The 26,117-nt window shown below is 34.0% G+C and carries 19 protein-coding genes; 3 read left to right on the top strand and 16 right to left on the bottom strand.

Going from position 1 to position 26,117, the window contains the following annotated elements:
* Window positions 1-96: 96 nt before the first annotated feature.
* From ACFSJT_RS09515 to ACFSJT_RS09490, 6 genes are all read right to left on the bottom strand, one after another.
* Complete coding sequence (locus tag ACFSJT_RS09515) at window positions 97-1,113, bottom strand: potassium channel family protein (RefSeq protein WP_378320030.1); 1,017 nt, start codon at window positions 1,111-1,113, stop codon at window positions 97-99.
* Window positions 1,110-1,331: a PspC domain-containing protein gene (locus ACFSJT_RS09510; protein ID WP_378320029.1), complete on the bottom strand. Its 222-nt coding sequence runs from the start codon at window positions 1,329-1,331 to the stop codon at window positions 1,110-1,112. Before ACFSJT_RS09510 ends, ACFSJT_RS09515 begins: the two co-directional genes overlap by 4 nt.
* A gap of 17 nt (window positions 1,332-1,348) precedes the next feature.
* Window positions 1,349-2,641 carry a DUF2851 family protein gene (locus tag ACFSJT_RS09505; protein WP_378320028.1) on the bottom strand — a complete coding sequence of 431 codons (1,293 nt, stop codon included), beginning with the start codon at window positions 2,639-2,641 and terminating at the stop codon, window positions 1,349-1,351.
* 524 nt (window positions 2,642-3,165) lie between these two features.
* On the bottom strand, window positions 3,166-4,146 hold the full coding sequence (locus ACFSJT_RS09500) for a helix-turn-helix domain-containing protein (protein ID WP_378320027.1): 981 nt from the start codon (window positions 4,144-4,146) through the stop codon (window positions 3,166-3,168).
* A 151-nt stretch (window positions 4,147-4,297) separates the two neighbouring features.
* The gene (locus tag ACFSJT_RS09495; RefSeq protein ID WP_378320026.1) at window positions 4,298-5,659 is read right to left on the bottom strand and encodes a pyridoxal-phosphate dependent enzyme; all 1,362 of its coding nucleotides are present in this window, start codon (window positions 5,657-5,659) and stop codon (window positions 4,298-4,300) included.
* A 94-nt stretch (window positions 5,660-5,753) separates the two neighbouring features.
* Entirely contained in the window at window positions 5,754-6,995 is a 1,242-nt protein-coding gene (locus tag ACFSJT_RS09490) for an ABC transporter permease (RefSeq protein ID WP_378320025.1), read from the bottom strand.
* Window positions 6,996-7,003: 8 nt separating this feature from the next.
* Between ACFSJT_RS09490 and ACFSJT_RS09485 the strand changes: the two genes are divergently transcribed.
* Window positions 7,004-8,347, top strand: coding sequence for an exo-beta-N-acetylmuramidase NamZ family protein (locus ACFSJT_RS09485; RefSeq protein WP_378320024.1), 1,344 nt, complete (start codon window positions 7,004-7,006; stop codon window positions 8,345-8,347).
* A 15-nt stretch (window positions 8,348-8,362) separates the two neighbouring features.
* Here ACFSJT_RS09485 and ACFSJT_RS09480 read toward each other — a convergent pair whose 3' ends face one another.
* Window positions 8,363-8,854, bottom strand: a complete 492-nt coding sequence (locus tag ACFSJT_RS09480; protein ID WP_378320023.1) for a YkgJ family cysteine cluster protein — start codon at window positions 8,852-8,854, stop codon at window positions 8,363-8,365.
* Between the two features lie 39 nt (window positions 8,855-8,893).
* Here ACFSJT_RS09480 and ACFSJT_RS09475 point away from each other — a divergent pair, with 39 nt between their 5' ends.
* Together ACFSJT_RS09475 and ACFSJT_RS09470 are read left to right on the top strand one after the other, a co-directional pair.
* On the top strand, window positions 8,894-9,607 hold the full coding sequence (locus tag ACFSJT_RS09475) for a class I SAM-dependent methyltransferase (protein WP_378320022.1): 714 nt from the start codon (window positions 8,894-8,896) through the stop codon (window positions 9,605-9,607).
* 125 nt (window positions 9,608-9,732) lie between these two features.
* A complete protein-coding gene (locus tag ACFSJT_RS09470) occupies window positions 9,733-10,521 on the top strand; it encodes a hypothetical protein (protein ID WP_378320021.1) in 789 nt (262 codons plus the stop codon).
* Window positions 10,522-10,567: 46 nt separating this feature from the next.
* On the opposite strand, the gene ACFSJT_RS09465 is transcribed toward ACFSJT_RS09470, so the two are convergent.
* The 9 genes from ACFSJT_RS09465 to ACFSJT_RS09425 form a co-directional block, all read right to left on the bottom strand.
* Entirely contained in the window at window positions 10,568-12,190 is a 1,623-nt protein-coding gene (locus ACFSJT_RS09465; RefSeq protein ID WP_378320020.1) for an amidohydrolase, read from the bottom strand.
* Between the two features lie 650 nt (window positions 12,191-12,840).
* Window positions 12,841-13,368, bottom strand: coding sequence for a hypothetical protein (locus ACFSJT_RS09460; protein WP_378320019.1), 528 nt, complete (start codon window positions 13,366-13,368; stop codon window positions 12,841-12,843).
* 348 nt (window positions 13,369-13,716) lie between these two features.
* The gene (locus ACFSJT_RS09455; RefSeq protein ID WP_378320018.1) at window positions 13,717-15,510 is read right to left on the bottom strand and encodes a DUF885 domain-containing protein; all 1,794 of its coding nucleotides are present in this window, start codon (window positions 15,508-15,510) and stop codon (window positions 13,717-13,719) included.
* A 372-nt stretch (window positions 15,511-15,882) separates the two neighbouring features.
* Window positions 15,883-18,873, bottom strand: a complete 2,991-nt coding sequence (locus ACFSJT_RS09450) for a hypothetical protein (RefSeq protein WP_378320017.1) — start codon at window positions 18,871-18,873, stop codon at window positions 15,883-15,885.
* Window positions 18,874-18,946: 73 nt separating this feature from the next.
* Entirely contained in the window at window positions 18,947-19,759 is an 813-nt protein-coding gene (locus tag ACFSJT_RS09445) for a M23 family metallopeptidase (protein WP_378320016.1), read from the bottom strand.
* Between the two features lie 257 nt (window positions 19,760-20,016).
* The gene (locus ACFSJT_RS09440) at window positions 20,017-22,470 is read right to left on the bottom strand and encodes a carbohydrate-binding protein (protein WP_378320015.1); all 2,454 of its coding nucleotides are present in this window, start codon (window positions 22,468-22,470) and stop codon (window positions 20,017-20,019) included.
* A gap of 292 nt (window positions 22,471-22,762) precedes the next feature.
* Complete coding sequence (locus ACFSJT_RS09435; protein ID WP_378320014.1) at window positions 22,763-23,857, bottom strand: serine hydrolase domain-containing protein; 1,095 nt, start codon at window positions 23,855-23,857, stop codon at window positions 22,763-22,765.
* A 118-nt stretch (window positions 23,858-23,975) separates the two neighbouring features.
* Window positions 23,976-24,365, bottom strand: coding sequence for a helix-turn-helix transcriptional regulator (locus tag ACFSJT_RS09430; protein WP_378320013.1), 390 nt, complete (start codon window positions 24,363-24,365; stop codon window positions 23,976-23,978).
* Between the two features lie 4 nt (window positions 24,366-24,369).
* The gene (locus ACFSJT_RS09425; RefSeq protein WP_378320012.1) at window positions 24,370-26,112 is read right to left on the bottom strand and encodes a TonB-dependent receptor; all 1,743 of its coding nucleotides are present in this window, start codon (window positions 26,110-26,112) and stop codon (window positions 24,370-24,372) included.
* Window positions 26,113-26,117 lie beyond the last annotated feature (5 nt).

The raw sequence follows: 26,117 nt of genomic DNA, 5'->3' as shown, positions 1-26,117 counted from the left end.
GTGTGAGTTAATTTAAATTTTGTTTTTAAGAAGCAGGCAAGATGCTAAAAAAAACGGTGGTGTACAATTTTTAAAGAGTTAAATGTTCAGTAATTGTTAAATATTAAACTCTCGATTCAAGCGATTAACCTGCTCAGGTCGACCTAATACAACTATCTTTGATCCAGGACTTAATAAGGTATCCGCTTCAGGATTTACAATATATTCACCTTCAGGAGATTTGTATCCTATAATAGTGCAACCCGTTTTTGATCTCATATCAATGGTACGAATAGTTCGCTCTTTTGTATCATCAAACATATCTTCGAACGAAACTTCTTCTATGTTAATCGATCTTTTACCAACAATAGAAAGGTTGTCTAAAAATTCTATTAAATCCGGGACTACTACAAGAGAAGCCATGTGATCCCCGCCAATTCTATCTGGCATAATCACGTTGTCTGCACCTGCCAATCGTATTTTCTTATAGGAAGCATCTTGAGAGGCCCGACTAATAATTTTGAGATCTTTATTGATTTGTCTTGCAGATAACACAATAAACAAATTGTCTGCATCTTCGGGCAATGTGCAAATTAAACATGCAGCACTTTTTAACCCTGCTTCTATCAGCACGGCGTCCTCTGTTGCATTCCCCTTTAAGAATAAGATGTTATCATTTTGGTATCTATCAATAACTTCGTTATCATTTTCGACAACAATAAATGGCTTATCGTAAGCCATAAGTTTTGCTGCAGCTTGTTTACCATTGCGACCGTAACCAACAATAATGATATGATTTTCAAGTTGATGTATCATTTTTTGCATTTTTCGATATTGAACTCTTTTAGGATCATTTTTACTCACTATATATTCGGTAATCACAGATACCGAATAGGCAAAAATTGCCACACTCGTAGAAATTAAAAATACAGTAAATAATTTACCATTATCATCTAAGGGTTGAACCTCTTCAAAACCCACTGTGGTCATGGTAATTACCGTCATGTAAAGAGCATCAACCCATGAATAATCAGACAAAAAACGAAAGCCGAATACGCCAATTGTAATTACAGTAACCAATAAAATTAAAGCAATATAAACTTTCGGTCTTCCCCAATTATACATCTTTATCATAAGTCAAATACAGAGGTTCGTTTTGTATACACAAGGTCCTTTATTTTTAGCCAAAATGCCATGTTCAAGTATATTACGAATCCCAAACCAGCTGTTGCAAAGGTTAAATAAATAAAGAAAAGCCGAACATTTTTGGCTCTCATTCCCAATCTATCGGCTACCCTAGAGGACACATAAAACCCATTTCGCTCTAAAAAATGTCTTAAATTGTATAGCATACCGCAAAATAATTATATTATCCTAAATTTCGATCTCGATTCAATAAATAATTCCCAACAGCACATCGCAAGCAAGCTTTTTGGTCACAATAATACTTCTTTAGCTGTACCATTGCTTGTGAGTGCATTGCATTATCTATCTGAACATTTAAAGCAGCAAAACTATCAATAATACTATTCTTCTCATGAGGTAAGTTGCATATTAACTTAAAAACTTCTTCTTCAGGATTTTTACCGTGATCCCGAGCATATATAAATTTAAAGGGAATTATAGTATTTATCAAAATGAGATCAATAAATGGTTTGGTCAGAACTTTTTTTCTATGTTTTGATTGCTTATTAAAGGTGTAATGATTATTCCAAAAACTATTGATATCGATCTCAAAAAGCTCGTATATTTCTTCTACAGTATTAATACTTATGATGTCCCTAAATAGTGTTTTATTCTTAAAATACAATGCTGCAAGTTGCGTCAATCTGATGGTTGGAAAATTTGCAGGTCGTAATCTAAAAAACTGTACTGGTATAATTCCATTAGTATTTAAACGAAATTTATTCTTTAAAAAATTGTATTCGTTTTTAAGCTTTTTAAAATATTCAACTTCTATAACATCGTCTAGTAGTCCTGCTTGGCCGAAAAAAAGCGCTTCTAATTGACACAGTTCATTACTACATTTTCGAATAATCGAAAAATCTAATGAATTCGCCAAACTCAAAAAAGCTTCTCCGTTAACTTGAAGTCCAAAATTTTTGGCTAATAATTTAAAAAGCACAGCCTCCCAATCATTTGCAGAATCTCTTAAAAAAGATGTAATCAACATTGATTTTTGTTCTAATCGTTCTAAAAATAGTCGCTCTTGCCAATTATCAACTATAAAACGTGGTACTTGAGATAATTGTTTTTCACATGGTATCCATTTTTTATTAGTTAATTTGAACAGCTTATGATATTGTACCAAAAGGTTCTTGCTAACATAATCTTTTAATTGTAAGGTCGGGATTGAAGTATTGTCCTTTCTGTAAATTGACATATCATCCTCCCAAACTACATGTAGAATAACGTTCTCATAAGTACAATCAATTTCATGATTATGTACATACCAATCACTAGATCTATAATGCACCTCAACATTACCTGCCCATTTTTGATCATCAATAGTCATAAGCGCATTAAAAAAATCGGGGCCAGAGTTTTTAGTATTATGAATCCCCACATTCTGAAGAATAATTTCTTGTTGTTGTGTGGTTTTTAGGTTGGATAATTTAAACTTTTTGTATTTCCAAAGGTATTGGAGAAAATCTTCATTCATTTGTTTATGTATAGCTTACTATTCTCATTACTTACCAAAGAACTTGGTAAATCAATAGAATTTGCTATTCACATTTTGGGCAGGATCAAGACAAATGTAGTAGCGACTCTAAATTACTGTGAAATTACTAAAATTATTCTAATTATAATATTGAATCCCCTACTAATGAGAACTTGAATTAAAAGTCACTCTTAAACCTAATCTTGAACTTTATCTCATTATCTATAACCAGTCCGCATCCTTGAGAAAATGATTAAGTCCAAAAATATTAGAAAACCTTTCTGAAGACATTTCATTTTGGCTTAGATTTTCTTAAAGTCAAGTTAATTATTACCAGAAATGTACTATTGGTAACATTTTATGTATTAATGGAAACCTTTACAATAATATCATTTCTTTACTTTGCCATAGCATATAACGGGAAAATTATATTCAAAACGACATAAAGATTACAAAACCCTAAACTAAGTTGAGTTTGTGTTAGGTTATAGATGGTTGTCATTTTTTGACAGCCATCTTTATTTTTATAGATTAATATCTGGATAAATATCGAACTTATTAAAAAACGCTTTTTTAAACTTTGAAGAATTAGAGTAATTAAGAATATCCATAACTTCTTTTATGGATAATCCATCACTAAATATCATGTTATAAGAACTTTCGAGTTTTTTATTATTAAAAAACTCTAACGGAGTTTGATTATGAATTTCTTTAAACATATTAAAAAAATTTGTGCGACTCATATGCGCCATGGTAGCCAACTGATCTACTCCTATAAAAGGTTCATGAAGATTTCCCTTAAGATAATCACTTACCTTATATATATTACCTACCTGGGCACTATTAACATTAAAGGGATTACTTTCTGTTTCCCATTTCAAAACATCTTTCCAAAAAGTTTCTAAAAGCCGTATACCTCTAGCTACATAATACAAATAATTCTCTACGGTATCACCATACGGCTCTACAATTTGATCAAAAAGATTGGATTGTTTATAAGAGAGATAAAACTTATTAATATGTTGATGAGAATAGCGAATATAACAGTCAATTTTTTCTGCCATATCACTACTCTTCATAAAATATGGTTCTGTATAAGTACTCTTTAGAACAATCATGGTAGATTTTACCTCGGCACCTTTAGTAATAAAAACCTGCTCTCCTTGCTGAGCATCCATACATCTCATATTGCCTGGAGTGTAACTATCTGAGTATGTGCTTATAATTTGATCTTTTTCAAACTGATGATTGAGCGCATATTTCCTAAAGTGAAGGATAATATCCTTTTCGCTGATAGGTCTTCGAATATATTCTATATCTGCGTTGGCTTTATAATTATTCACCAAAAGAAAAACTTCAGGAGATATTTGATAATATGATAAATATCCTTCTCCTATCTCTGGAGGAAAATAAATACGGTCTGAAGAACTATTAGGATCCAATTGAGATCTAAAATAATTCCTTAGGTTATCAATATCAGAAAAATCAAACGAATATTTGTACATAGCCCCCTCATTTTACAAGTTTCTCTATTTATTATAGATAAACACTACCCCATAAAGTTGCGTAAACCTGTACCTAATTATATAAATATCCCCTTTATTAGTTCCTAAAACTAACACAGGGGATAGGCATTTATGATTTAAATATACTAATTTATTTTATATGACTAATCACATCGTATTTTGTAATAATATGATGCTTATCATTTCCAAGATCCACCAAAACAGCTGGGTTGCCATTTTTTATGAGTTGAGAAATATCGTCTAATGAGGTTTTAGCATCTACTATTGGAAAAGGATCTTTCATCACCTCTTTAATGGGCGTACTATCCATATTTTTATCTTCCATAAAGGCTTTAAACAAAGCACTTTCATCTACAGAACCCACAAATCCATCACTATCTCTAACAGGAATTTGAGATATCTGAAATTTGCGCATGCGCTCTATAGCATGAGAAACTAATTCTTCAGTTTTTACCGTAACTAATGGTTTATCTGCATGATCTTTAACTAAATCTACGGCTGTAAATACTTCTTCTTCAAGAAAACCTCGTTCACGCATCCAATCGTCATTAAACATTTTACCTACATAGCGACTACCATGATCATGATACAAAACTACCACCACATCATCTTTGGTGAAATGCTCCTTTAATTGTAAGAGCCCTTTTATCGCCGCTCCAGCACTATTTCCCAAAAACATTCCTTCTTCTTTAGCTAATTTCTGAGTATAAATAGCAGCGTCTTTATCGGTTACTTTGGTAAAACCATCTATAACCGAAAAATCTACATTCTTGGGAAGAATATCTTCTCCTATCCCTTCGGTTATATATGAGTAAATCTCGTTTTCGTCAAAAATCCCTGTTTCATGATACTTTTTAAATACTGAACCATAAGTATCTATACCCCAGACTTTAATATTTGGATTTTTTTCTTTTAGGTATTTACCGACTCCGGATATCGTACCACCAGTACCTACGCCAACAATAAAATGAGTAACCTTACCATTGGTTTGTTCCCATATTTCTGGTCCAGTACTTTGATAATGTGCTATAGCATTTGATGGATTATCATATTGATTTACATACCAAGAGTTTGGTGTTTCTTCTGCTAATCTTTTAGAAACTGAATAATAAGACCTAGGATCATCGGGTTCTACATTGGTCGGACATACCATTACTTTGGCTCCTACGGCACGAAGAATATCCATCTTCTCTTTGGATTGCTTATCGGCCATTACACAAACCAGCTTATATCCTTTTACGATTGCTACTAAAGCTAACCCCATACCGGTATTTCCTGAAGTTCCTTCAATAATCGTTCCTCCGGGTTTTAATCGACCATCGGCTTCAGCATCTTCAATCATTTTTAAAGCCATACGGTCCTTTACAGAATTACCAGGGTTAAAAGTTTCGTATTTAGCCAATACCAAAGCATCCACATCTTTGACCAAAGCATTCATTTTCACCAAAGGGGTATTGCCAATGGTTTCTAGTATATTTTCAGCGTATTCCACTCTTGTAATTTTAAGAATCCTATTAAGGATATTTTTGCGCTGCAAAGATACGATCTAGATTGTCTATTGACAATTTTTGAACAATAATAAAGAACTACTGAAAACGAATAGATTTTGTCGGAGATATTTTTGAAACAATATATGAAGGAATCAATAACATCATTAGGCACAATAACATCGTGCCCAAATTGAGTAACACAATGTACCCTGCATTTATATATACCGGAGCAGTACTCACATAATACGTCTCTGGATTGAGGCCTACTACTCCATAACGATCCTGTATAAACAGTAAACCAATACCTATGAGATTACCCCAAAACAAACCTATCAATATGAGATAGGCAGCGTTATATAAAAATACTTTTCTAATACTCCAGTCTGATGTTCCTAATGCCTTTAATATTCCGATCATAGGAGTTTTCTCTAAAATCAATACCAATAGAGCTGTTATCATATTAATACCAGCCACCAAAATGATGATTCCTATGATACCGATAATGTTAAGGTCAAAAAGTTTCAACCATTCAAAAATGGTAGCATACTTCAATGTAATGGTTTGACTGTCTAAGGTAGAAGGAATATTTTCGTAAATCTCCTGTCCCTTTTCGTCTATTTTTTCAAAATCATCGATAAAAACTTCAAAATTACCTACCTCGTCGGCTTTCCACTTATTCATTCTTTGTACATGGCGTATATCTGCAAAAAGATAGGTTTCATCAAACTCTTGAAATCCCGAATTATAAATTCCCACAATCTCAAACGCTCTTATGAAAGGTTGTGCGTTTGATTTTGCATTCTTCTTAAGAAAATATGTTATCGCCTTATCTCCTATTTCAAGTCCTAATCGACCGGATATATAAGAAGATATCAGGATCTCGTTATTCAATTTTTCGCCGAAATTTGGAAGTCTGCCTTCCACAAGATATTCTTTAAAATAATCCCAATTGTAATCATTATCTACTCCTTTTACTACTATCCCGTCAAAATCAGTTGCTGTTCGTATCAATCCCATTTTGGTCGCCACGGCTTGCATATGCACAATACCATCAACTTCAGGAAGTTCTGGATAAAAATTTTGATCTGTATTTATTGGAATTAAAGACTCTACACTACTATTATTATCAAAACTAGTAATAATCACGTGCCCATTAAAGGCCGCAACTTTTTCTCGAATTTTTTGTTGTAAACCTATCCCTGTAGCAACAGTAATAAGCATCATAATCATTCCAATTGCAATGGCAGAAATCGCAATTTTTGTAATCGGAGTTGAAATGCTACTTTTATGTTCCTTACCTTTGATAAGGCGTTTAGCGATAAAATACTCGAAATTCAAGCTTACTTATGGTTTTTATTAGAAATGCATCTACCTATTTGGCTGACAGGTTCAAAAATACATTTTTATTCTTTTGCACCCTTCTTATTTCTTGTGGAAGTAACATAAAAATATCTTCGCAAACTACTTCTATTGCAGTTCAGGATACGATGTCTAATGAAAAGGAAGAAAAAAATACTACAATTTTAGTGCAACCCGTTATTGTAGGTGCTAATCAAACAGAAGAATACTTATCATTATTAGTAGGTAAGAATGTAGCTATAGTAGGAAACCAAACTTCAGTAATTTTTAAATATCCAAATTCTTCTTCATTTGCAGAAAGTAAAGCAGGAATGCAATCACTCCAATTTGAACGGTACACACATGTGGTAGATTCATTACTAGCACGAAATATAAATATTAAAAAAGTTTTTGCGCCAGAACACGGGTTTAGAGGAAAAGCAGATGCCGGAGAATTGGTAGCTGATGGTAAAGATATTAAAACAGGAGTTCCTGTTTTTTCACTATACGGAAAGGACAAAAAGCCTTCAAAAGAGTCACTTACAGATATTGACATCGTCATTTTTGATATTCAGGATGTCGGTGTTCGATTCTACACCTATATATCTACGCTTCATTATGTAATGCAAGCCTGTGCAGAAAATAATATTCCGGTTCTCATATTAGATCGGCCAAATCCAAATGCACATTATATCGATGGCCCCACCATGGAGCCAGAGCATACTAGTTTTTTAGGAATGCATCCTATTCCTCTTGTACATGGAATGACTGTTGGAGAATATGCCAAAATGGTTAATGGCGAGGGATGGCTTGGTGAGGGCTTACAATGTGAAATAACCATTGTACCAGTCAAAAATTATACACACGAGACATTCTATAGTTTACCCATTCGGCCTTCTCCTAATTTACCTAATGATAAGGCTATTAATTTGTATCCCAGCCTTGGTTTTTTTGAAGGCACTACCATTAATGCAGGTAGGGGAACAGAAACCCAATTTCAAGTCTTCGGTTCACCAAATCTTGCTTTGGAAAAATATGACTATGCCTATATTCCTAAACCAAATTTTGGAGCTAAATACCCTAAACATCAAGGTGAAGTATGTTATGGAAATGACCTAAGAAATACCACCCGATTGAACAGAATAAATCTAGAATGGTTAATCAACGCATACAAGAATTCTAAAGACAAAGAACAATTCTTTAATACGAAATCGTTTACATTACATGCCGGCACGAAAACGCTACAGCAGCAAATTATTGCTGGCCTTAGTGCTACTGAAATTAAGAAATCCTGGACTGCTGATCTAAGAGCATATAAAGAAAAGAGGAAAAAATATTTGATTTACAATTAATATCAAAAATTCTAGTTATTTAATCGTAACCTTCATTTTTTCAACTATGTTATATGCTGCCGGGCAAATAGCTACGTTTTTCAAGGTAAGATTTGATATTTGTTGAAACTTTTTACGATCTGTGTGAGGAAATTCACGACAAGCTTTTGGTCTCACTTCATAGATTGAACAGTAATTATCGGCACCAAGAAAAATACAAGGTGTTTGTTGCAAAACTAAATCTCCATCTTCGTCCATTCTTAAGTATTCTTCCTCAAACTTAACCGGCTTCATTTTAAAATATTTTGCAATACGTTCTACATCCTTATCTGTAAATAAAGGCCCTGTTGTTTTGCAACAATTTGCACAATGCAAGCAGTCTGTTTGCTCAAACTCCTCTTCATGTAATTCTTGCATGATATGATCCAGGTTCTTTGGTGGCTTTTTTTTAAGCCTGGCAAAGAACTTTTTATTTTCGTTATGTTTATCTTTGGCCAGCTGCGGTAATTGATCTATAAATTCTTGCATGGTCACAAAATTACGAGTTACGCGTTAGGAAATAGTATTATGAGCAAAGATATTTTTGGAGAAGCATTAAAAGACTTTTATAATCAAAATTATTCTGAAGATATTGTCGTACAAGCTCCAGATTTTGATGATGATATTATACCCATACCTTATCTTTTTAGATCTTACAACGAAATGCCAAAACTAGAACAACAAGCACTGGACCTTTCTCGAGGTAAGGTGCTAGATGTAGGTTGTGGCTCTGGAAGCCATAGTTTATTTCTTCAAAACAAAAAAAATCTTGAGGTTACAGCCATAGATATTTCTGAAGGAGCAATTTTTATTGCTAAAGAAAGAGGTGTACAGCATGCATTTGTTCAAGATTTCTATGACCAAAAAAATGAAACATACGACACATTGTTATTTTTAATGAATGGAAGTGGAATTATTGGCAAACTTGAAAACATTGATCATTTTTTTATGCACCTTAAGACACTTTTAAATCCGGGAGGGCAAATTCTTATGGATTCATCAAACATTTCATATCTATTTACAGATGATGATGGAGGCTTTTGGGTGGATGCTAACGCTGGATATTACGGAGAAATGCAATATAAACTAAAATATAAAGGGCAAGAATCAGATTGGTTTAATTGGTTATATATAGACTATAATACACTACAGAGTGCCTCTAATAACCATGATTTCTTATGTGAATTGGTGTTTGAGGGAAAAAACAATGATTATTTAGCTAGAATTACATTGGCTACATAGTTTTTAAATTACTGGTACAATGTTTGTGCCTAGAATTCTATTCTAAAAATCATGTTAAACTTAAAAACTGGTATTTTGGAAATTCGTTTATTTACTGATCAATACCTATTTAAAAAATAAATCTCGTGCAAATAACAAAGTTCTTAGGTTATCTTCTGATTTCTTCATTTTTTCTTGTTGGATGTTCTGATGACGATGATTCCCCTATTAATGGAAATCCTGATCGAGCAGCTAATAACCTACCTTTGGGAAGTGGAAATACTCCCAATAATCTTTTGAGCGATACTAATTTTAAGAGTATAACGATCGAAATGGTTGCTGTGCAAGGTTTTGAGCCTACCCCAGTAGCTGTAGAAAATTTTAGGACATTTTTGGAAGATCGATTAAACAAACCAGACGGCATAAATATCATTCAACGCAGTATTTCATCCTCTAATAACGCACCATTTAATACCGATGAAATCAGGGAAATAGAGAATAATACACGTACATTATTTAATGCCGGAGATGATATTGCGGTCTACGTATATTTTGCTGATGGTAGCAATGAAGATGACTCGGGAGAACAAGTTACTTTAGGATCTGCTTACAAAAACACTTCTATGGTGATTTATGAAGGAACACTACGTAGATTTGGCAACTCTAGTCCTAGAGCGCCTTCATTAAGCACTATTGAAACAGCAACCTTAAATCACGAATTTTCTCACCTTATGGGATTAGTGGATCTCGGTACTCCCTTACAATCTCCACACGAGTCAGTTAATGATCAAGGTGAAGAAAACAACCACTGCAACGTATCTGGATGTTTGATGGAAGCTTCGATACAATTTACCAGTAGTATTATGGGTATGAGCGAAGTCCCCCAACTTGATGCGTTATGCATCGCCGATCTGCAAGCCAATGGGGGTAAATAATTCCCGAGTTATAAAATCTTCACAATTTTGATCCAAAATTATAACCCTAATACACTTTTTCACCATTTAAATACGTTGCATTTACTTTTATCATAGGGATTTTGTCCTCTTCAATTTCCATAATATTTTCTTCGAGAATTACAAAGTCAGCAAATTTTCCTGCAGTAATACTTCCCTTTTCTGTCTCTTCAAAATTGCTATAGGCAGCCCATATTGTCATTCCTTTTAGTGTTTCTTCTCGCGTTAGTGCATTTTCCTTTTGAAAACCTCCTTCGGGATATTGTTTTAAATCTTTTCTTGCCACCGCAGCATAAAAAGTATAAAACGGACTTACATGTTCTACTGGATAGTCGGTTCCTAAAGCGATTTTACCTGTTTTTTCTAATAATGTTTTATAGGCATACGCTCCTTTGATGCGCTCTTCTCCTAATCGTTCATCTGCCCAATACATATCACTAGTTGCATGTGTAGGCTGTACACTCATCACCAGATTATCATTAAGAATTTCAAACTCTTCTGGAGCTACTACTTGTGCGTGTTCTACGCGCCATCTTCTATCAGATTTATCTTTAAGCACATCATAGTAAGTTTTCATTACCACTGCATTGGCAGAGTCACCGATGGCATGAGTATTCATCTGAAATGGAGAAGCTGCCAATCGCTTTGCCAAGGCCTTAAATTCATCATTCCCAATTACCATAGCCCCAAAATGATTTTCTTGATCAGAATATGGTTGTTTTAGTGCAGCTCCTCTTGATCCAAGTGCCCCATCAGCATATACTTTAAAAGAAGAAACATTCAATTTATCAGTTTTATGCACGCCATTTTCCAAATAATAATCCACATACTCTGGTACATTGCTCACCATGGCATACATTCTTATCTTTAACTCTCCTTTTTTCTGTAAACTATCAACTACAGTAATCACTTGTGGACTTAGCCCTGCATCATCCACTGTAGTTAACCCGTAGCTAAAATTAATCTTCTCAGCATCCTTTAACGCCTGCACCTGCTCATAAATTGTGGGTTCAGGAATTACTGCCCCTACAAGTCCCATTGGATTATCGACCAACACCCCGGTGAGTTTTCCATTCTTTTTAATGATCTCACCTCCTTCTACTTTTGTATCTGTTGTTATTTTTGCCATATCCAAGGCTTTCTGATTTACAAGCAAAGCATGTCCATCTACTCTACGAACTGCCACAGGTATATCAGGAAATAGACTATCCAGTTTTTCCTTAGTAGGAAACTCTTTAACTTCCCAATCATTTTGATCCCAACCACGACCTGTGATAAAGCTTACATTTTTCTCTTTCTGAAATGCAACAATACGATCCAGCACTTCGTCATAACTTTTTGTACCAACAAGATCTACCTTTTGTTGTTGTAGTCCCAAACCATAGAAATGACAATGGGCATCGATCAACCCAGGTACGATAGCTCTTCCTGCTGCATCCACAGTATCTGTAGCCTTATGATTTTTAAGAACTTCATCGGTGCTTCCCACTGCAACGAACTTACCATCTTTAATAGCAAAAGCTGATGCTTTAGAGACTGTATCATCCACAGTATACACATTAGCATTAATAACTACCAGGTCTACTGCTAGAGGTTCTTGACAAGAAACAAATAATAATGTCGCTACTAGAAAAAAAATGATTTTTTGCATGATAAGTTGAGTTATTTTGTGTTTGCGAGGCCTAAAATAGGAATATATGAATTTTATACTCGTTAAGGTTTTCTTAATATAAAAAAACTTCAAGCCCTCACATCGTATTGGAATCAGGTTTTAGCTATCGATTATTCCTGAAAATTCCCCTGATAAAAAGGGAGAATTTCCCCTTGTCATGGCATGATTATTTATCATAGGTTTGTCGAAACAAGACAGCTGTAACATAATCGTCATTTTGTACAGTTCTATTTACAGAGGCCGTCTAAAAAATTTTCAGGCGGCCTCTTATATTCCTGACCATTTATTCATAAAGTTCTGAATCTCCTTAATCCTTTATTACGCCTCCCCCATACCTAACCACCCTCGTAAAAATCGCAAACACTTTTTGGGAGATTATTTATGTATTCGAACTAGTTTCTAGTTTTTTAAAATTAGTAGTTTTTTTAGACTCAAAAAGGTTTGCTAGTTACCATAATAGGCAGAATATTGCTTCGAAGTATTTTCAAACCATTTCCTAACTTATCCTTAATCCGCTTGAACCGCCTTGGAGGTCATCCTTGGATGTTTGTAAAGAAAAAAGTCTGAAAAATTATTACATAAAGGTACATCTATTTGCGGGTATTCAGTACAGAACTATACTTCCGGTTTTATAACGTGCCGTTATTAATTTGAACCATAAAATCTCCGGTGTATGTTCCCTTAAAAACTCTACGTTCTTCCTGTGAGTTTGTAAGTATCAAATCCATGGTAAGGGTGTAGTTATCTTCTCCATTATCCTGTAGCGCAAAAGTTCCTTTACTTATGGTAAAAGATTTAGTTTCTGTGGTATTACCGTTAATAACAAACTCTGTATAATTGGTTATCGAGGTTAGCTTTTTAACCCCCTCAGTTTCAGGATATGCATAATCTCCTTCAATAGCCTGATCTGCAAAATATTCAAAATCTATAGTTAAAACATTAGCTACAGAGCCATTTTGATTGAACAACGACGCGCCTATGTGCCCTGTTCCGTTTATAGATACCCCTGCCATTATAGGATTTACGATTGAAAAAGGCTGACCATCTAGCTTTACAGAATTTTGATTACCAGCGCTGTCATCATCTGAAGAACAAGAACTAAGTATTGGTAATGTAGCAATAAAAAGAAGCATTAAGACACAAATATGTTTTTTCATGATTATAAAATTTTAGGTAATGATTTGGTTTATATTAATAAAAACAATCTTATTCTTAAAACTCCTTTGTTAAATTTGATAATGTCTGTCTGAAATTTAAAAACAAAAGCCACTCTACACGTTGTATGCAGAGGTTTTGATACGCAATAAATTGCTTTTTGATTCATTAATCGATAATCGATAACACAACTTTTAACTAAAGACTAAAATTGAGTAATAGATTTTTTCACACCACTAAAACACCATCATGAAATTACAGGGTTTCCATCCTATTTTGAGACCAATAAAAACGACAAAACCTCACAGATATTTAAAATCTGTGAGGTTTAAGCTCTTGTGTAAGAAAAACTACTTACTCGCAGTAATCCAGTTATCGATTTTATCTTCTAGTAATGCCAAAGGCACACAACCAGTTTCTAACACTTGGTTATGAAACTCTCTAATATCAAAGACATCACCTAATGCTGTTTCGGCTTTGGCACGAAGTTCTCTTATTTTCAATTGTCCGATCTTATAGGACAGTGCCTGACCTGGGTTGGCCATATAACGTTCAATCTCAGATGTAATTCCTGCCTCTGATTCTGCTTCATTATCCAGTGAATATTGTATTGCTTGTTCTCTTGTCCAACCTTTGGCATGTAGTCCTGTATCAACAACCAAACGAATTGCACGATGCATTTCTGCACCTAACATCCCAAAATATTGATAGGGATCGGTGTATAATCCAAGTTCTTTACCTAAGGATTCACTATATAACGCCCAACCTTCGCCATAACCACTGTACCATAATGTTTTTCTGAATTTTGGTAACTCTTCGCTTTCTTGCGTGAGAGAGATTTGGTAGTGATGTCCTGGGATTGCTTCATGTAAAAATAAGGACTCATCACTATATGTATTATATTTTGTTACCTCAGGAATTGGAGTGTAAAAAATACCCGGACGTGTACCATCAAGAGATCCTGGATTATACTCTGCACTAGCAGATTTCTCACGAAAAGCTTCAGTTCGACGAACTTCGAACGGAGTTTTGGGCTTTTTATCAAACAGTTTTTCGATCTGTGGTTTCATGCGATCATGAATCGCATTAAAGTTATCGATCACCTGTTGAGGCTCTGTAAAAGGCATGAGTTCCTTTTTGTTACGCACATCATCAAAAAACGATTTAAGATCACCTTTATAACCTACTTGCTCTTTTATTTTTTCCATTTCTTCAGCAATTCGTGCTACCTCAGACAACCCTAGTTCATGAATTTCATTGGCAGTCATATTAGTGGTGGTGTACAACTTTATCTGATAGTTGTAAAAATCCTTTCCGTTTGGAATGTCTGCAATACCAGATGTGGTTCTACCCGCATCCAGATATTCTGTACTCATAAATTCGTGTAATGTTTCATAAGCAGGAATAATACGCTCAGTTACTATTTTGGTATACTTCTCTGTAAGTTGTTTTTTATCTTCTTCAGAAAAACTATCTGGAAAATTCTTTACAGGGCTGTAAAATAGATGTTCTTCTGGATTTTTGACTGTTAACGCTTTTAGTTGTGGTAATACTTTTACAATTAGAGCTTTGGGAAGTACATATCCTGCTTCCATTCCTTCTTTCATTTTTTCACCAGCTGAAGCCATCCATGCAATATATCCATCTAATCTGTTAAGCCAGTTATCATAATCCTCAACAGTTTTAAAAGGTTGTGCACTTGCTCCACTCGCTAATTGCCCCATCATTAAGTTAACAGACCACATTTGATCGATTGGAAAATACTCTGATTTGTAATTAAACCCTTCCAAATTGATATCGCATTCCCATTTTAAAATTGCTTTGGTCATTTGTTCACTTTCAGAAAGTGATGCCTCATCAAATTTTTCAAGTTCTTCTTTGTATTTAGTGAAATGTGCTTTGACTTTGGTCACCGTTTCATATGCCAGCGGATTAGGAAACTGGTCATTGAACCGATTATCCCCAGTAAATGTTGCTTGCAGAGGATTAAGTTGAAGGCTCTCTTCATAGTAGTTATCCAACATTTCATTAAACTTAGCACTTACATCATTTATTGAAGCAGTAGATTCCTTTGAAGTTGTCTCATTTTTACAGGCTATAAAAACCATCGAAAGACAAACTATGATAAGCATTTTTTTGATCATGTTGTTGTTTTTTGTTAGAGATAGGAAAGATAGGAAACAGAAATTAACCACCCAAAATCTTTCATTGGGATTCCAAGAGATTTCCTTACCAAAATATCAATAAAGGCATGAAATAACCAAATGGTACAACTAAAAACAGTATCCTAATATCCAACACGATGCAGTATTAATTTTACATGTCTCTTTTTCATTAATCTAAATTTTAAATTACAGAACAAAAAGTTTACCTTATTCTATTCAGATTGATTTTGAGATCTTGCGGCACATTCATTACTTAAAGTTATAAAAATTGAGTACATACATAATTGAATATTTCCTTATAAACAAAAAACAATAGACATATAAATAAACGTGACATTTATTTTTTATAAACTACAATTTTATTTTTTCCAAGGTAACTTTATTTTTCTGATTGTATAATTTGATGAATTTTACTTTTTCAGTTTCATTTGCTAATCCAAAATTTCTATAAACAGTATATTTCATAAAAGAAGGATTTAGTAAAGATGACTCCCCTAAAGATTTAATGTTTATTAACCACTCACCAGAGAATGAATCATCGATTATAAATTCTTTAGAAATTATTCCTTGTTGAATTTCGTTTTCTAGTAATTCTAAATTCTGATCTGCCCCATGGGTCCATGTTCTATATTTCTTATCTGGAGTAACGAACTGCAGTTCAAATTCAGCATTTATGTTATTCCAATCAAATACTAATCTAACAGGAACTCCTTTTATAGACAAAAACTCTTTAGGCACGTCAGAATAGTTCACAAAAGTTCGGTTAAAAGTAAGTAAGTGTCTAAGTTCGTTTTCCGTTTGTTTTCGTACTTCTGTATAAATATCATTGTCTTTAAATCTATCAAGAATCCTTTTGTAAAGATCGAAAGCTTTTACATATTCCTTATTTTTTTTATAGATATTTGCAAGGTCTAAGTATGATTGTACATAATCTGGTTTTACATCTAGTATACTTTCGTAAACGATTTTTGCCTCTCTTATATTACCACCCTCCTCAAGAAAAAATGCCAACGTTCGCAGAGCACTAAAATTATTAACTGCTATTTCTGCAATATTAGATATAATCTGTTCTGAAAAAACTTGGTTCCATCTTTTAAAATATAATGCACTATGTACATAGAAAGGGATCTGATTTTCATGATCTTTTCTTAACTTATAATACTGCCGTACTGCCTCCTCTTCGTTTGAAGAACTATGTAATGTTCTAAGGTACTCAGGCATGTTATTATTTGCATCTAATAACAAAATATTTTCACTGTAATCATTATCTTGAACGAGTAAAGTATCTTTATAAACTCTATTGGTATTTTCAGAATTAACACTCCCTATTGTTTCGATAACAAAAACACCATTCTTACCGTAAGGACCATATAATATCGAACCTCTAATTCCAGGAATTAAACTAATACTTTCGATCTGTGATGCATTTAGATGATTAGGATATCCCAATTGTAAAACTCTATCTACCACAAAAAGCACAGAATTGTTAAAATTTATTGAATTTCTCCCTCTTGCAGTTATGACTACGTCACCATCATTGTCTAAGTATGCTCTCACACCAGGAAACTGACCGTTTATTAATTCGAATAATGTTATTGCCCCAGGAGGGAAATCCTTTCGATTTTTGGAGTAGGTAGTGAAGCCTAAATTACTTTTATTGGCCTTCTTCATTCCCAGGTTAACAATTTCTTCTGCCCTACTTTTCTTTTTAAGGTTTAGGGTTACTTCATTAAGTTTTTCGTATTTGGGATCAAGATTAACGCGTAAAGTATTTGCACCCTTGTACACAAGTTCTTTCTTTTTCATAGCAAAATGTCGGAAAATAAGTATTTCACCTTCTTCAACTTTTAGATAAGAACTGCCTGAAGAATCTGAAACAGCTTCTTTTAATGTACCTTTAACTGTTATTACGCAACCCTGTAGTGGAATACTGTCGGAAAACACATTAATTTTAGTCAATGACTTGGAATGTTCTTTATAATCAGATAAAAGGAATTCTGATTGATTATCTTTATTACCTAATGCATCAAAACTAGAAATTTTATACAGATCCAAATAGTCGCCATTACTGTAATAACTTCCTTTCAATAGTTTAGTATGTGAAGCATTCCACTTACTATTAATGTAAAATACAGGTGTATCATAGCAATATTTATGTTTACCATAGGTATCGATACCATCAGTAAAAACAAGATATTGATCGGGCTTTTTCGTCTCATTAAATAAACTGGAAAAGTTACTTGCTCCGTTATAATTCAGTGTACCAAGCATTTCAAATATTTCTTCATTTTCTCCGTCTATTACAGAAAATGTCTTTGTTTCAATTATTCTATCAGAGAATGTGACGACATCTACTTCTGATTCTCCAATTTTCAAAAAAAATCTTTTCAGAAAATCAAATTCTTTTTCAAGATTTCTATCCTGCATAGATAATGATATATCCCAATATAGAACAACACGATCAGGTTTCTTAAAGGAAATAAGATCTTGAGACGCCATAGGTACAGATACTTCCATCTCAAAATCAACTCCTAGATTTTCAGTTTTTTCCCATTTATCTTGACTTACTTGCCTAAGAAACGAGGGGCTTACATCGTTCGCCTTAATAGCAAAATTCCACTCATCACCATACACCTGAACAAGTTCTAAGCTAATGATAAAATCATCCTCTAATGCAAGACTATAAGCCGAAAGATCTATTACTTCCTCACCTCTTTTTTTTGAGACTGTATGAAAAATATTATCGCTTAGCAAGCTTTTTCCAGGTTTCTTGTTGTTGTTACTATATAGATTAACCCTAATCATTAAGCTATCTGAAGTATTTTCTAGAATTTGAAACCTAAGGTTATGTAAGACCGTATTTTTTTTTCTTATCCGAACTAAAGAAGCAATTTCAGAACCCAAAGCCTTTTTATTATTCCAATATATCGACTGGTCTGTTGAATAAGGATATCCTATAATATCCCTTTTAGTAATATTTATTAAATTCTTCTTTCCTATTGAATTAACTCTCGTTGGTTTGAGAAATAAGGTCTTAGTATTTTCCAATGTATCAAAAAGTTCTTCTCTAGTCAACAAAAGAGACTCATATCCTGTACTTGAAATTTTGAATAAATCACTACTCCCGATTAAATTTTCATCAAATCGCAAATAAAATTTACCCCATTCATCAGTTACTGTTCCAATGCTCTTATCAACAAAACCAACGTTCACGTAAGGAATTGCATTTTTATTTTCTGTATCTAATATATATGCTTCTAAAATAATATCATATTGCCCAAATGCTGTTTGAATATTTAATAAGATAACAAAATGTAAAAAAACTGATACTAGGTTTTTCATCGCTTAGGTTTTCGTGATTTGTGTGATTATCAATAAAAAAAACCTCAAAAATTACGCCGAAAAAAGTCGATCATCAATATAAGCGGGTATACTCTTGTTTTTCTAATAATTGAACTGCTTTTTTACCATTTCCTGTTAAGAATTTCGTTTTTAAAGTGACTCTGTCCTTTATTCTTTGCAAAAAGACAATAAAATGTAAATGAGGTCCGGTAGCCCAACCTACATTACCACTGTATCCTATAAATTGACCCATTTTGATTTGATCTCCTATTTTTACCTTCGCCCCATCTTTTTTAATATGGGTATACTCTGCAAAAGTACCATCATTATGATACATTAAAATAAAATTGTTATGCTTTGCACATCCGGGATCGGTACAACTTTTACTAAAGCTTTCTTCTACATCTACTACAACACCGTCTCGTGCGGCATAAATCTTAGTCCCGATCGGCATTTTAAAATCTAATGCATTCTCATTTTTGTGTGATATTGCGCCATTGTACCCTTGTGAAAGCCAAAATGTAGCTCCTTTTTCAAAGGGCAAATAATATTTAAAATCCTTATCATACTTGTTAAGGTGATGATCTCCGTGATTAAAAGAAGATTCGTATCCAAATTTCACTCTCTTTTTACGATCAATAACATCTAATTGTGTAATGACATATTTTTTGGTTCTTGCAGGTACTACATACACTTTATTATTTCCATTCGTAGAAGAAAGGTTTTCTAATCTGAAGTTCATTTCGGTAGAAACCGGGCTATACTCATCATTATCGGCTAGTACCCGAAAACCAGTTTCTGTCTCTTCATAGTATAATCTGAAATTATCCTGAGCAAATAATATCACTGAAAAAAAGTAAAAGAAAAGTGGGGTAAGATTTTTCATTATTTCGTTTTGATCTAAAATACAACAAAAATTGTACCTATCCTTAAAAGTTTTTTGAGTCTGTTCATCAACTTAAAAATAGCTCTCGCAAGGCTGCAGGAGCTCTTTAGCAATATGAAAATAACTCTCGCAGGGCTGCACGAGCTTTTTGTATTACCATTAATAAGTCTTTGACGCTTATGATCTAAAGCATGCTAAAAAAACCTCATCCATCTTAGAGATAGACGAGGTTTAATGCAATGAGCAATTGAGGAACTTTATTTTTTGATAAAGCGTTTTATAATACGTTCGCCATCCTTTTCGATAATAATCGAATACAATCCAGGATTTAGATATGAAACGTCGATACTATTGTTATTCACTTTGTGCTTTGATAAGAATCCTATTTGAGCATGCATAATAGTAACCTGGGCCGTTGAAATGTCTGAATTAAAAAACAAGATATCTTCAGTTGGATTAGGATATACAGTAAAGGTAGGTTTACTTGGGATTCCTTGAATGGTTTCCACAATTGGAATCACTTCTTGAGCAACGGTTTGTTGAGCAACTACATCATTTACTTTGGTAATCTTGATCCAGTTAATGTTTACTCCGGTGCTTTGTATATAAATTCCAAAATTATATGTACCTGCATTCATCGTAACCATTCGGGAAATAGTTTGCCAGTTTTGCCATCCTCCTGTGTTTGGTATATTGAGTGTCCCTAATACTATTGACGAATCCAGATCAGGAGAGATCACCGCAGTATTCATTGCACTTGCTACTCTGTATTCTATCAAATAAGAACCAGTTTCTGGAAAATTAATATCATGATAAGACATCCAATCACCAGTATGCGCATATCCGATATTCAATCCACCGCCCACATCTGTTGTGTTTTCAGTTTGAATTCCACTCATTGTTGAATAATCTTCTGCCTGAATAAGTCTTGAAAAAGTAGTGCTACTTTGATTGCGCACTCGTAAAGAAGATAATACATCATTATATCCCTCATCAACAAAACAATTATCGTCGCTATTAAAGACTATGGATTCCCCTGTAAAATTATCATTTTGGTATACAACAACTTCGTATCCACTTTTTACTCGTAATGATGATATGTCGTTATTTCTGATTCCCTTGGCTTGTAATTGTGACAATGTATAGTCTCCCACAGGAAGTGCTACCGCATATCCCGCATAGTCGCAGTGTTGATACACAGTGGCCATAGTTTCTTCTCCACCTCCACCGCCTGGAGGAATGGTTCCTGTAATTGAGTAACTCCCTAGAGAAGCATAAGCTGAGTATCCACCATACGCTGGGTTACCTGCTCCTGTGCCATCTACAGAAAGGTAATATTTCCCTGCAGGCAGATTAGCTCTTAACGATGCATTCAATGCACCGGGAGATGTATTGGTATAACTACCAATTTGTGCTCCAGATTCATTATAAAGACGTACGATAATGTCTAGATTACCTTCCCTGTACACGGTATTAACGTTTAGTGCAATGTTTCCGCCACCGGTAGTGAAAGTGAAAAAATCCCAATCTGCCTCAGAGGTAATAATCCCATTTTTTTGAGAAACAGCACCACTAGCATTATAAGTTAAGCTAGTTGCACCAGAAATACCATTAGCATAATCATCTGCTCTGTATCCCACACCAAACTTATTGCCTGCAATAGTTGCCACATCATCTTGTCTATTATTAGCATTGGTATACTCTCCTTTGCTCCATTGTGTAACTGGTCGGTAATAGCCAACACCCATGATCGGTGCCCATGGTGTTCCATCAATTCCTCTAAAATACCCTTCACGAGGACTCGTGCGCCCATCATGGCGTAAATCGAAAGTATGACCTATTTCATGTGAGGAGGCCTCACCACCACCTTTACCCGTACGAATAAATGTCCAGCAAGGCACATCGTTATTCCAGTTAAACGAGCCTACATAAGCAACACCTCCAGCGCTTGGTGCAGCTGTTTTTGTGGGAGTAATAATTACGCGCATTCTTCTATTTCTGGGATACGAGTTAAAAACAGACTCGTTGGTAGTAATATTTAAATTAAAGGGCCGGTAATCTTCTGCCACTACCTCCCAATGATGTCTTATCGCCGTATCACTCATCCCAGAGGGTGCAGCGTTAATTGGATTTCCATTGTTCCAGAGATTACCAGCAGGCATATAATGGCCGTCAAAATCCAGCAACACGCATCCCGCAGCACCAGGTAAGCTTTGTAAATTTAATAATGCACGAGAAATTTTCATTTCTTGCCCCTTTTTACCAGACTCCTCTTTTTGGGTATCGGGAAGGTCTCGATAGTTAATACAAACCAGGCTATTGATATCTACTTTGGAAACATAAGCTTTTCCAGAATCATCTGAATAATACTTATAAGCTTCTTTGGATTTCTTGAGCATGATGTGTCCTTCTAAAGTATTATCTGACACTTTTATGAAGAAAGAAGATTCGGGAATACCGTTTATTTCACCATTTAGAAATTCACTTGATGTTTCTGATTTTTGATAATTAACTTTTCCATCAAATCCCTTTGAATCTGAAACCTTAAGAGATACCATCAAACCAGATGATTTTGATGTACTGCTTTTGATCTCCTTTTTTAGACTGCTCATAAAATTCTCGCTCGTACCTAGCGAGGTTTGTGCATTAGTATAATTGCAAAATGCAATCACAACCAATACAACTAGCATTAGTTTGTTTAGGTTTTTCATAAGATTGAGTTTATAGGTAAGCGTGAATATACCCTGATGAAAAGTAAACTAGAAAAAAAATATACGAGCCGTAATGAAAAATATACTAACTACATAAAAAGAACTGTTTTATGTGTTATTTGATACAACTAGACTTCTATTCTCGATTTAGATTTCAGACAAAATATTATGCTTTATTCAAAACCCTAAACCACTATTGATTCAAGAAGCATGATTAAACACCCATCTTTAATTACAAAAAAAGGTGTTTTAAATATAAATCAAAGCCTTCAAAACATTTATTTTGAAGAATTTAATGGTTTTCAATCTCAATAGATAATTCCCTCATTAGCCTGAATATAAGATCTTCTTGATTTTCTCGATATGCATTAGATGCCAAAAATATGAATAAGTCCTGTTCAATTAAATAAACGAAATCAGCAAAAAAGATATCATTCCCTCCATTATGTGTTGCCGCAAGTCCTTTATTGGTGTCAAATATACCCCAACCATAACCTCGATAAAATTCGCTGGTATTATCTTCTCTTATATACTTAGTATACATTTTTTGTTTGTTTACTTCACTTACGAGATTTGACTTTATGAATTTATAATAGTGGGCAATATCATTTGCCGACATCAATAATCCCCCATTGCCTTTTAAATGCCAATAGGGGCCATCTGTATCCCATGGTTGTTCATTAGGTTTTCCTAGGTTAGTCATAGGTGTTGTAAATATTCCTAAATCGTCATATCCATTAGCAATTATATCATTATCATAATCTGGTAATAAATATCCTGCAGTTTTCATTTCTGAAGGAAGAAAAACGTGTTCGTTTAAAAATTCTTCATAAGATTTATTACTTACAGTTTCAATAATAATCCCCAAAAGGCTGAAGCCAACATTTGAATATTCATATCGCTCACCAGGCGGAAATAATAATTGCGTGTCAAAGCTTTGAGCTATATACATTTCTTTCGATATTTCGTCATAATCACCACCAATAAGATCAACAAATCCAGAACTGTGCGTTAGTAATTGTTCGATCGTAACATCTTTTTTATCTTCTGGTACTTCCGAGAAAAAAACTTCCAGCTTATCTTGATAATCTAGTAGCCCAAGCTCTTGGCATTTGATGATGCCAATAGCAGTAAATGGTTTTGTTATTGAACCTATATCAAAAACAGTATTTTTATCAATCGCTATCTGTTTCTGTCTATCTGAATAGCCAAAACCTTTACTGTAAGAAATGGTATTTGATGTTCCAATGTGAACTATTCCATTGAAATCGGTCTCTTGTTCTAGTATTTTATCAATTTTGGAAGTAAGAGAATCCTCAGTAGTGTTATTATCATCTTTACATCCCTGAAATAGAAAGAAGACTAAAATTAAATTAAATCTTGTCATCACTTTTTTTTAAATATTATGTGATTCAAAACTATCTTATATTTCTATTGAAGTGTTTTTAAAAGGTTTGAAAGAAGTTGTAAAAAGGTTGGATTTTGAAACTCTGAGCATATTTTACTCACATATCATCAATTATCAACTTGCTAAGCAACTCTCTTTTATTCTTTACGCCAAATACTTTATATATTTTATTTGCGTGTGATTTAACCGTAGAGACTTCTATAAATAAAGTTTCTGCGATCTCTTTTAAGGATTGATTCTGCAATATTTCGTCAAGTACTTGCCTTTCCCGAACAGATAGACGACTCATTTTATCAATAAATGGATTCCTAATTTGGGTACTTAGATTTCTTGTTTTGTTAATCTTCAAATAAAACAATCCAATGAAAAGAATAAGTATTACAAGCAGAAGTATTATAATCTCAGGCTGAAAAAAACCTAGCTCCTCTTCTATCTCAATCTCTTCGCTAAGGACTATATTTCTCTGTAGTTTACTTAAATCGTACATAGCATCAATAATCAAACTTGTATGTCACGCCACCTAAAACTTGTATTCCTTGTACCGGAAAATTGACCCAACGCTCGTAGTTTTCGCCTACCAGATTATTTCCCTTCACAAAAAAGGAAAGCTGCTCATCTAATCGATACCCTATATTTATATTAGCATCAAAATAAGAATCCAGTGTAACCGTTGCTTCAGGTAACGTTGGCGATGTTAGAACAGTATGATCAATATCCTTTCGTTCTCCCACATAAAAAAGCTGTGCACCGGCAAACCATTGTTTATTAATTTGATAATCTAAAAGTACAGAAGCTTTTACTTCGGGTAAATTCCAGGCTTCTTGTTCGTCTTCATTATCATAATTAAAATATTCTGCAGCCGCTCCTAGCTTAAATTTTTTACTAATCTCAACATTAAGCTCTCCATATCCAACTAGCGTAGTTACATCATCATACCGGTATGAAAACGAGTTACCGTAATCAAATCCTTCCAACAATAGTGTATTCCTTGGATTGTTAACAATTAAAGGTTTTTCATCTTCTGAAATATAACTTCCTCTGAAATTATAACTTACTACCTCAGATATTTTACCTTTTAGCCCTACATAAGCATCATAAAGGTTATTTGTAGGTTCAATAATCAATGTTGGCGAAACAAATGGGTTTTGTTGTACCGCATCCCGATAGGAGTTTTGGTTTAATTCTCCTTCTAATCCTCCGTAAGCAATAACGTTATCATCCAGCAATCGATAGGAGGCTGTAACCTTTGGATATATGAAAAAATCATTATCATCATTTTCTGTGTCGATACTATAATACACTGCTGCCCCTAGATGAAGAGTTAAGTTGTCTCTCAAAATCACCAAACTTGGGTTCACTCCCAGATTCAAAACCCCATAGTCATTTGGGATCTCTTGCGCAGGGTCCAAGTCGCGATCAAAACTTCCTGAAAGATAATCAACTATAAAATTGGTGGTTATCAATGAGTTTCCCATCTCAAATTCAAAGGTGGGTTTAACAACAGCATGATGCTCTATAGAGCCTTGGGCATCACCAAAAAACCTATAGTTTAACGATGCCTTTTTAAAATACAGATCGTCAAATTGAAGTTTACCCCCCAACTTTGCTCCAAAGTAATTTTGTTGTGGATCTATAGCGATGATCTCTTCCTGAGTTAATGTTGGTGTTTCTGGCAATCCATACCAATTAAATAGTTGGTGTTCTGCGCCAATTTCTATGCCGTAGGTATAATCACGACTGCGCGATGTGTAATTAAGGTCTAACGAAGTATTGTAGAACTTATCTTCTACTAGTATCTCATCAATACCACCTTGCGAAGAATTATGATGCAAATATAATCCTAAGTTGTCAGAACGGTTTAACTGAAAATTGCTATAAAACTCGGCCAAAACTGATGTAAAATTACCAAAGCCTAAGGTTGCATAATTATCATATATTTCTATTGGTTTTGGTCTATCAATATTAGCTGCTCGACCTTTTGCTGGAGTATACGTAGATGCTACCGGAACAGAAAAAATACTATACCGTATTTGTTTTTTCTTTTGAGTTACCGAGTCATTAAGAATAGGAGTAGATTTAATCTTAAATGCATCGCTAATAGTAGGTGTATATGCTTTAACAATAATTACACGTTCTGTTTCTAGGGTTTCATCTTTTTTTTCTTGTGCAATCGATCCCCAACTTACTATTCCCAAGCAAATAAAAGGTATTACTTTCTGAAAATATTTAATCATAAGAT

This window comes from Aquimarina celericrescens (assembly GCF_042682765.1).
Taxonomy (GTDB): Bacteria; Bacteroidota; Bacteroidia; order Flavobacteriales; family Flavobacteriaceae; genus Aquimarina; species Aquimarina celericrescens.
This window is presented reverse-complemented; position numbering and strand designations above follow the sequence as displayed.

Coding starts and splice junctions, on each gene's coding strand:
- ACFSJT_RS09515 (WP_378320030.1), bottom strand. CDS start 1,113: ATGATAAAGATGTATAATTGGGGAAGACCGAAAGTTTATATTGCTTTA.
- ACFSJT_RS09510 (WP_378320029.1), bottom strand. CDS start 1,331: ATGCTATACAATTTAAGACATTTTTTAGAGCGAAATGGGTTTTATGTG.
- ACFSJT_RS09505 (WP_378320028.1), bottom strand. CDS start 2,641: ATGAATGAAGATTTTCTCCAATACCTTTGGAAATACAAAAAGTTTAAA.
- ACFSJT_RS09500 (WP_378320027.1), bottom strand. CDS start 4,146: ATGTACAAATATTCGTTTGATTTTTCTGATATTGATAACCTAAGGAAT.
- ACFSJT_RS09485 (WP_378320024.1), top strand. CDS start 7,004: ATGGTTTTTATTAGAAATGCATCTACCTATTTGGCTGACAGGTTCAAA.
- ACFSJT_RS09480 (WP_378320023.1), bottom strand. CDS start 8,854: ATGCAAGAATTTATAGATCAATTACCGCAGCTGGCCAAAGATAAACAT.
- ACFSJT_RS09475 (WP_378320022.1), top strand. CDS start 8,894: ATGAGCAAAGATATTTTTGGAGAAGCATTAAAAGACTTTTATAATCAA.
- ACFSJT_RS09465 (WP_378320020.1), bottom strand. CDS start 12,190: ATGCAAAAAATCATTTTTTTTCTAGTAGCGACATTATTATTTGTTTCT.
- ACFSJT_RS09460 (WP_378320019.1), bottom strand. CDS start 13,368: ATGAAAAAACATATTTGTGTCTTAATGCTTCTTTTTATTGCTACATTA.
- ACFSJT_RS09455 (WP_378320018.1), bottom strand. CDS start 15,510: ATGATCAAAAAAATGCTTATCATAGTTTGTCTTTCGATGGTTTTTATA.
- ACFSJT_RS09450 (WP_378320017.1), bottom strand. CDS start 18,873: ATGAAAAACCTAGTATCAGTTTTTTTACATTTTGTTATCTTATTAAAT.
- ACFSJT_RS09445 (WP_378320016.1), bottom strand. CDS start 19,759: ATGAAAAATCTTACCCCACTTTTCTTTTACTTTTTTTCAGTGATATTA.
- ACFSJT_RS09440 (WP_378320015.1), bottom strand. CDS start 22,470: ATGAAAAACCTAAACAAACTAATGCTAGTTGTATTGGTTGTGATTGCA.
- ACFSJT_RS09435 (WP_378320014.1), bottom strand. CDS start 23,857: ATGACAAGATTTAATTTAATTTTAGTCTTCTTTCTATTTCAGGGATGT.
- ACFSJT_RS09430 (WP_378320013.1), bottom strand. CDS start 24,365: ATGTACGATTTAAGTAAACTACAGAGAAATATAGTCCTTAGCGAAGAG.
- ACFSJT_RS09425 (WP_378320012.1), bottom strand. CDS start 26,112: ATGATTAAATATTTTCAGAAAGTAATACCTTTTATTTGCTTGGGAATA.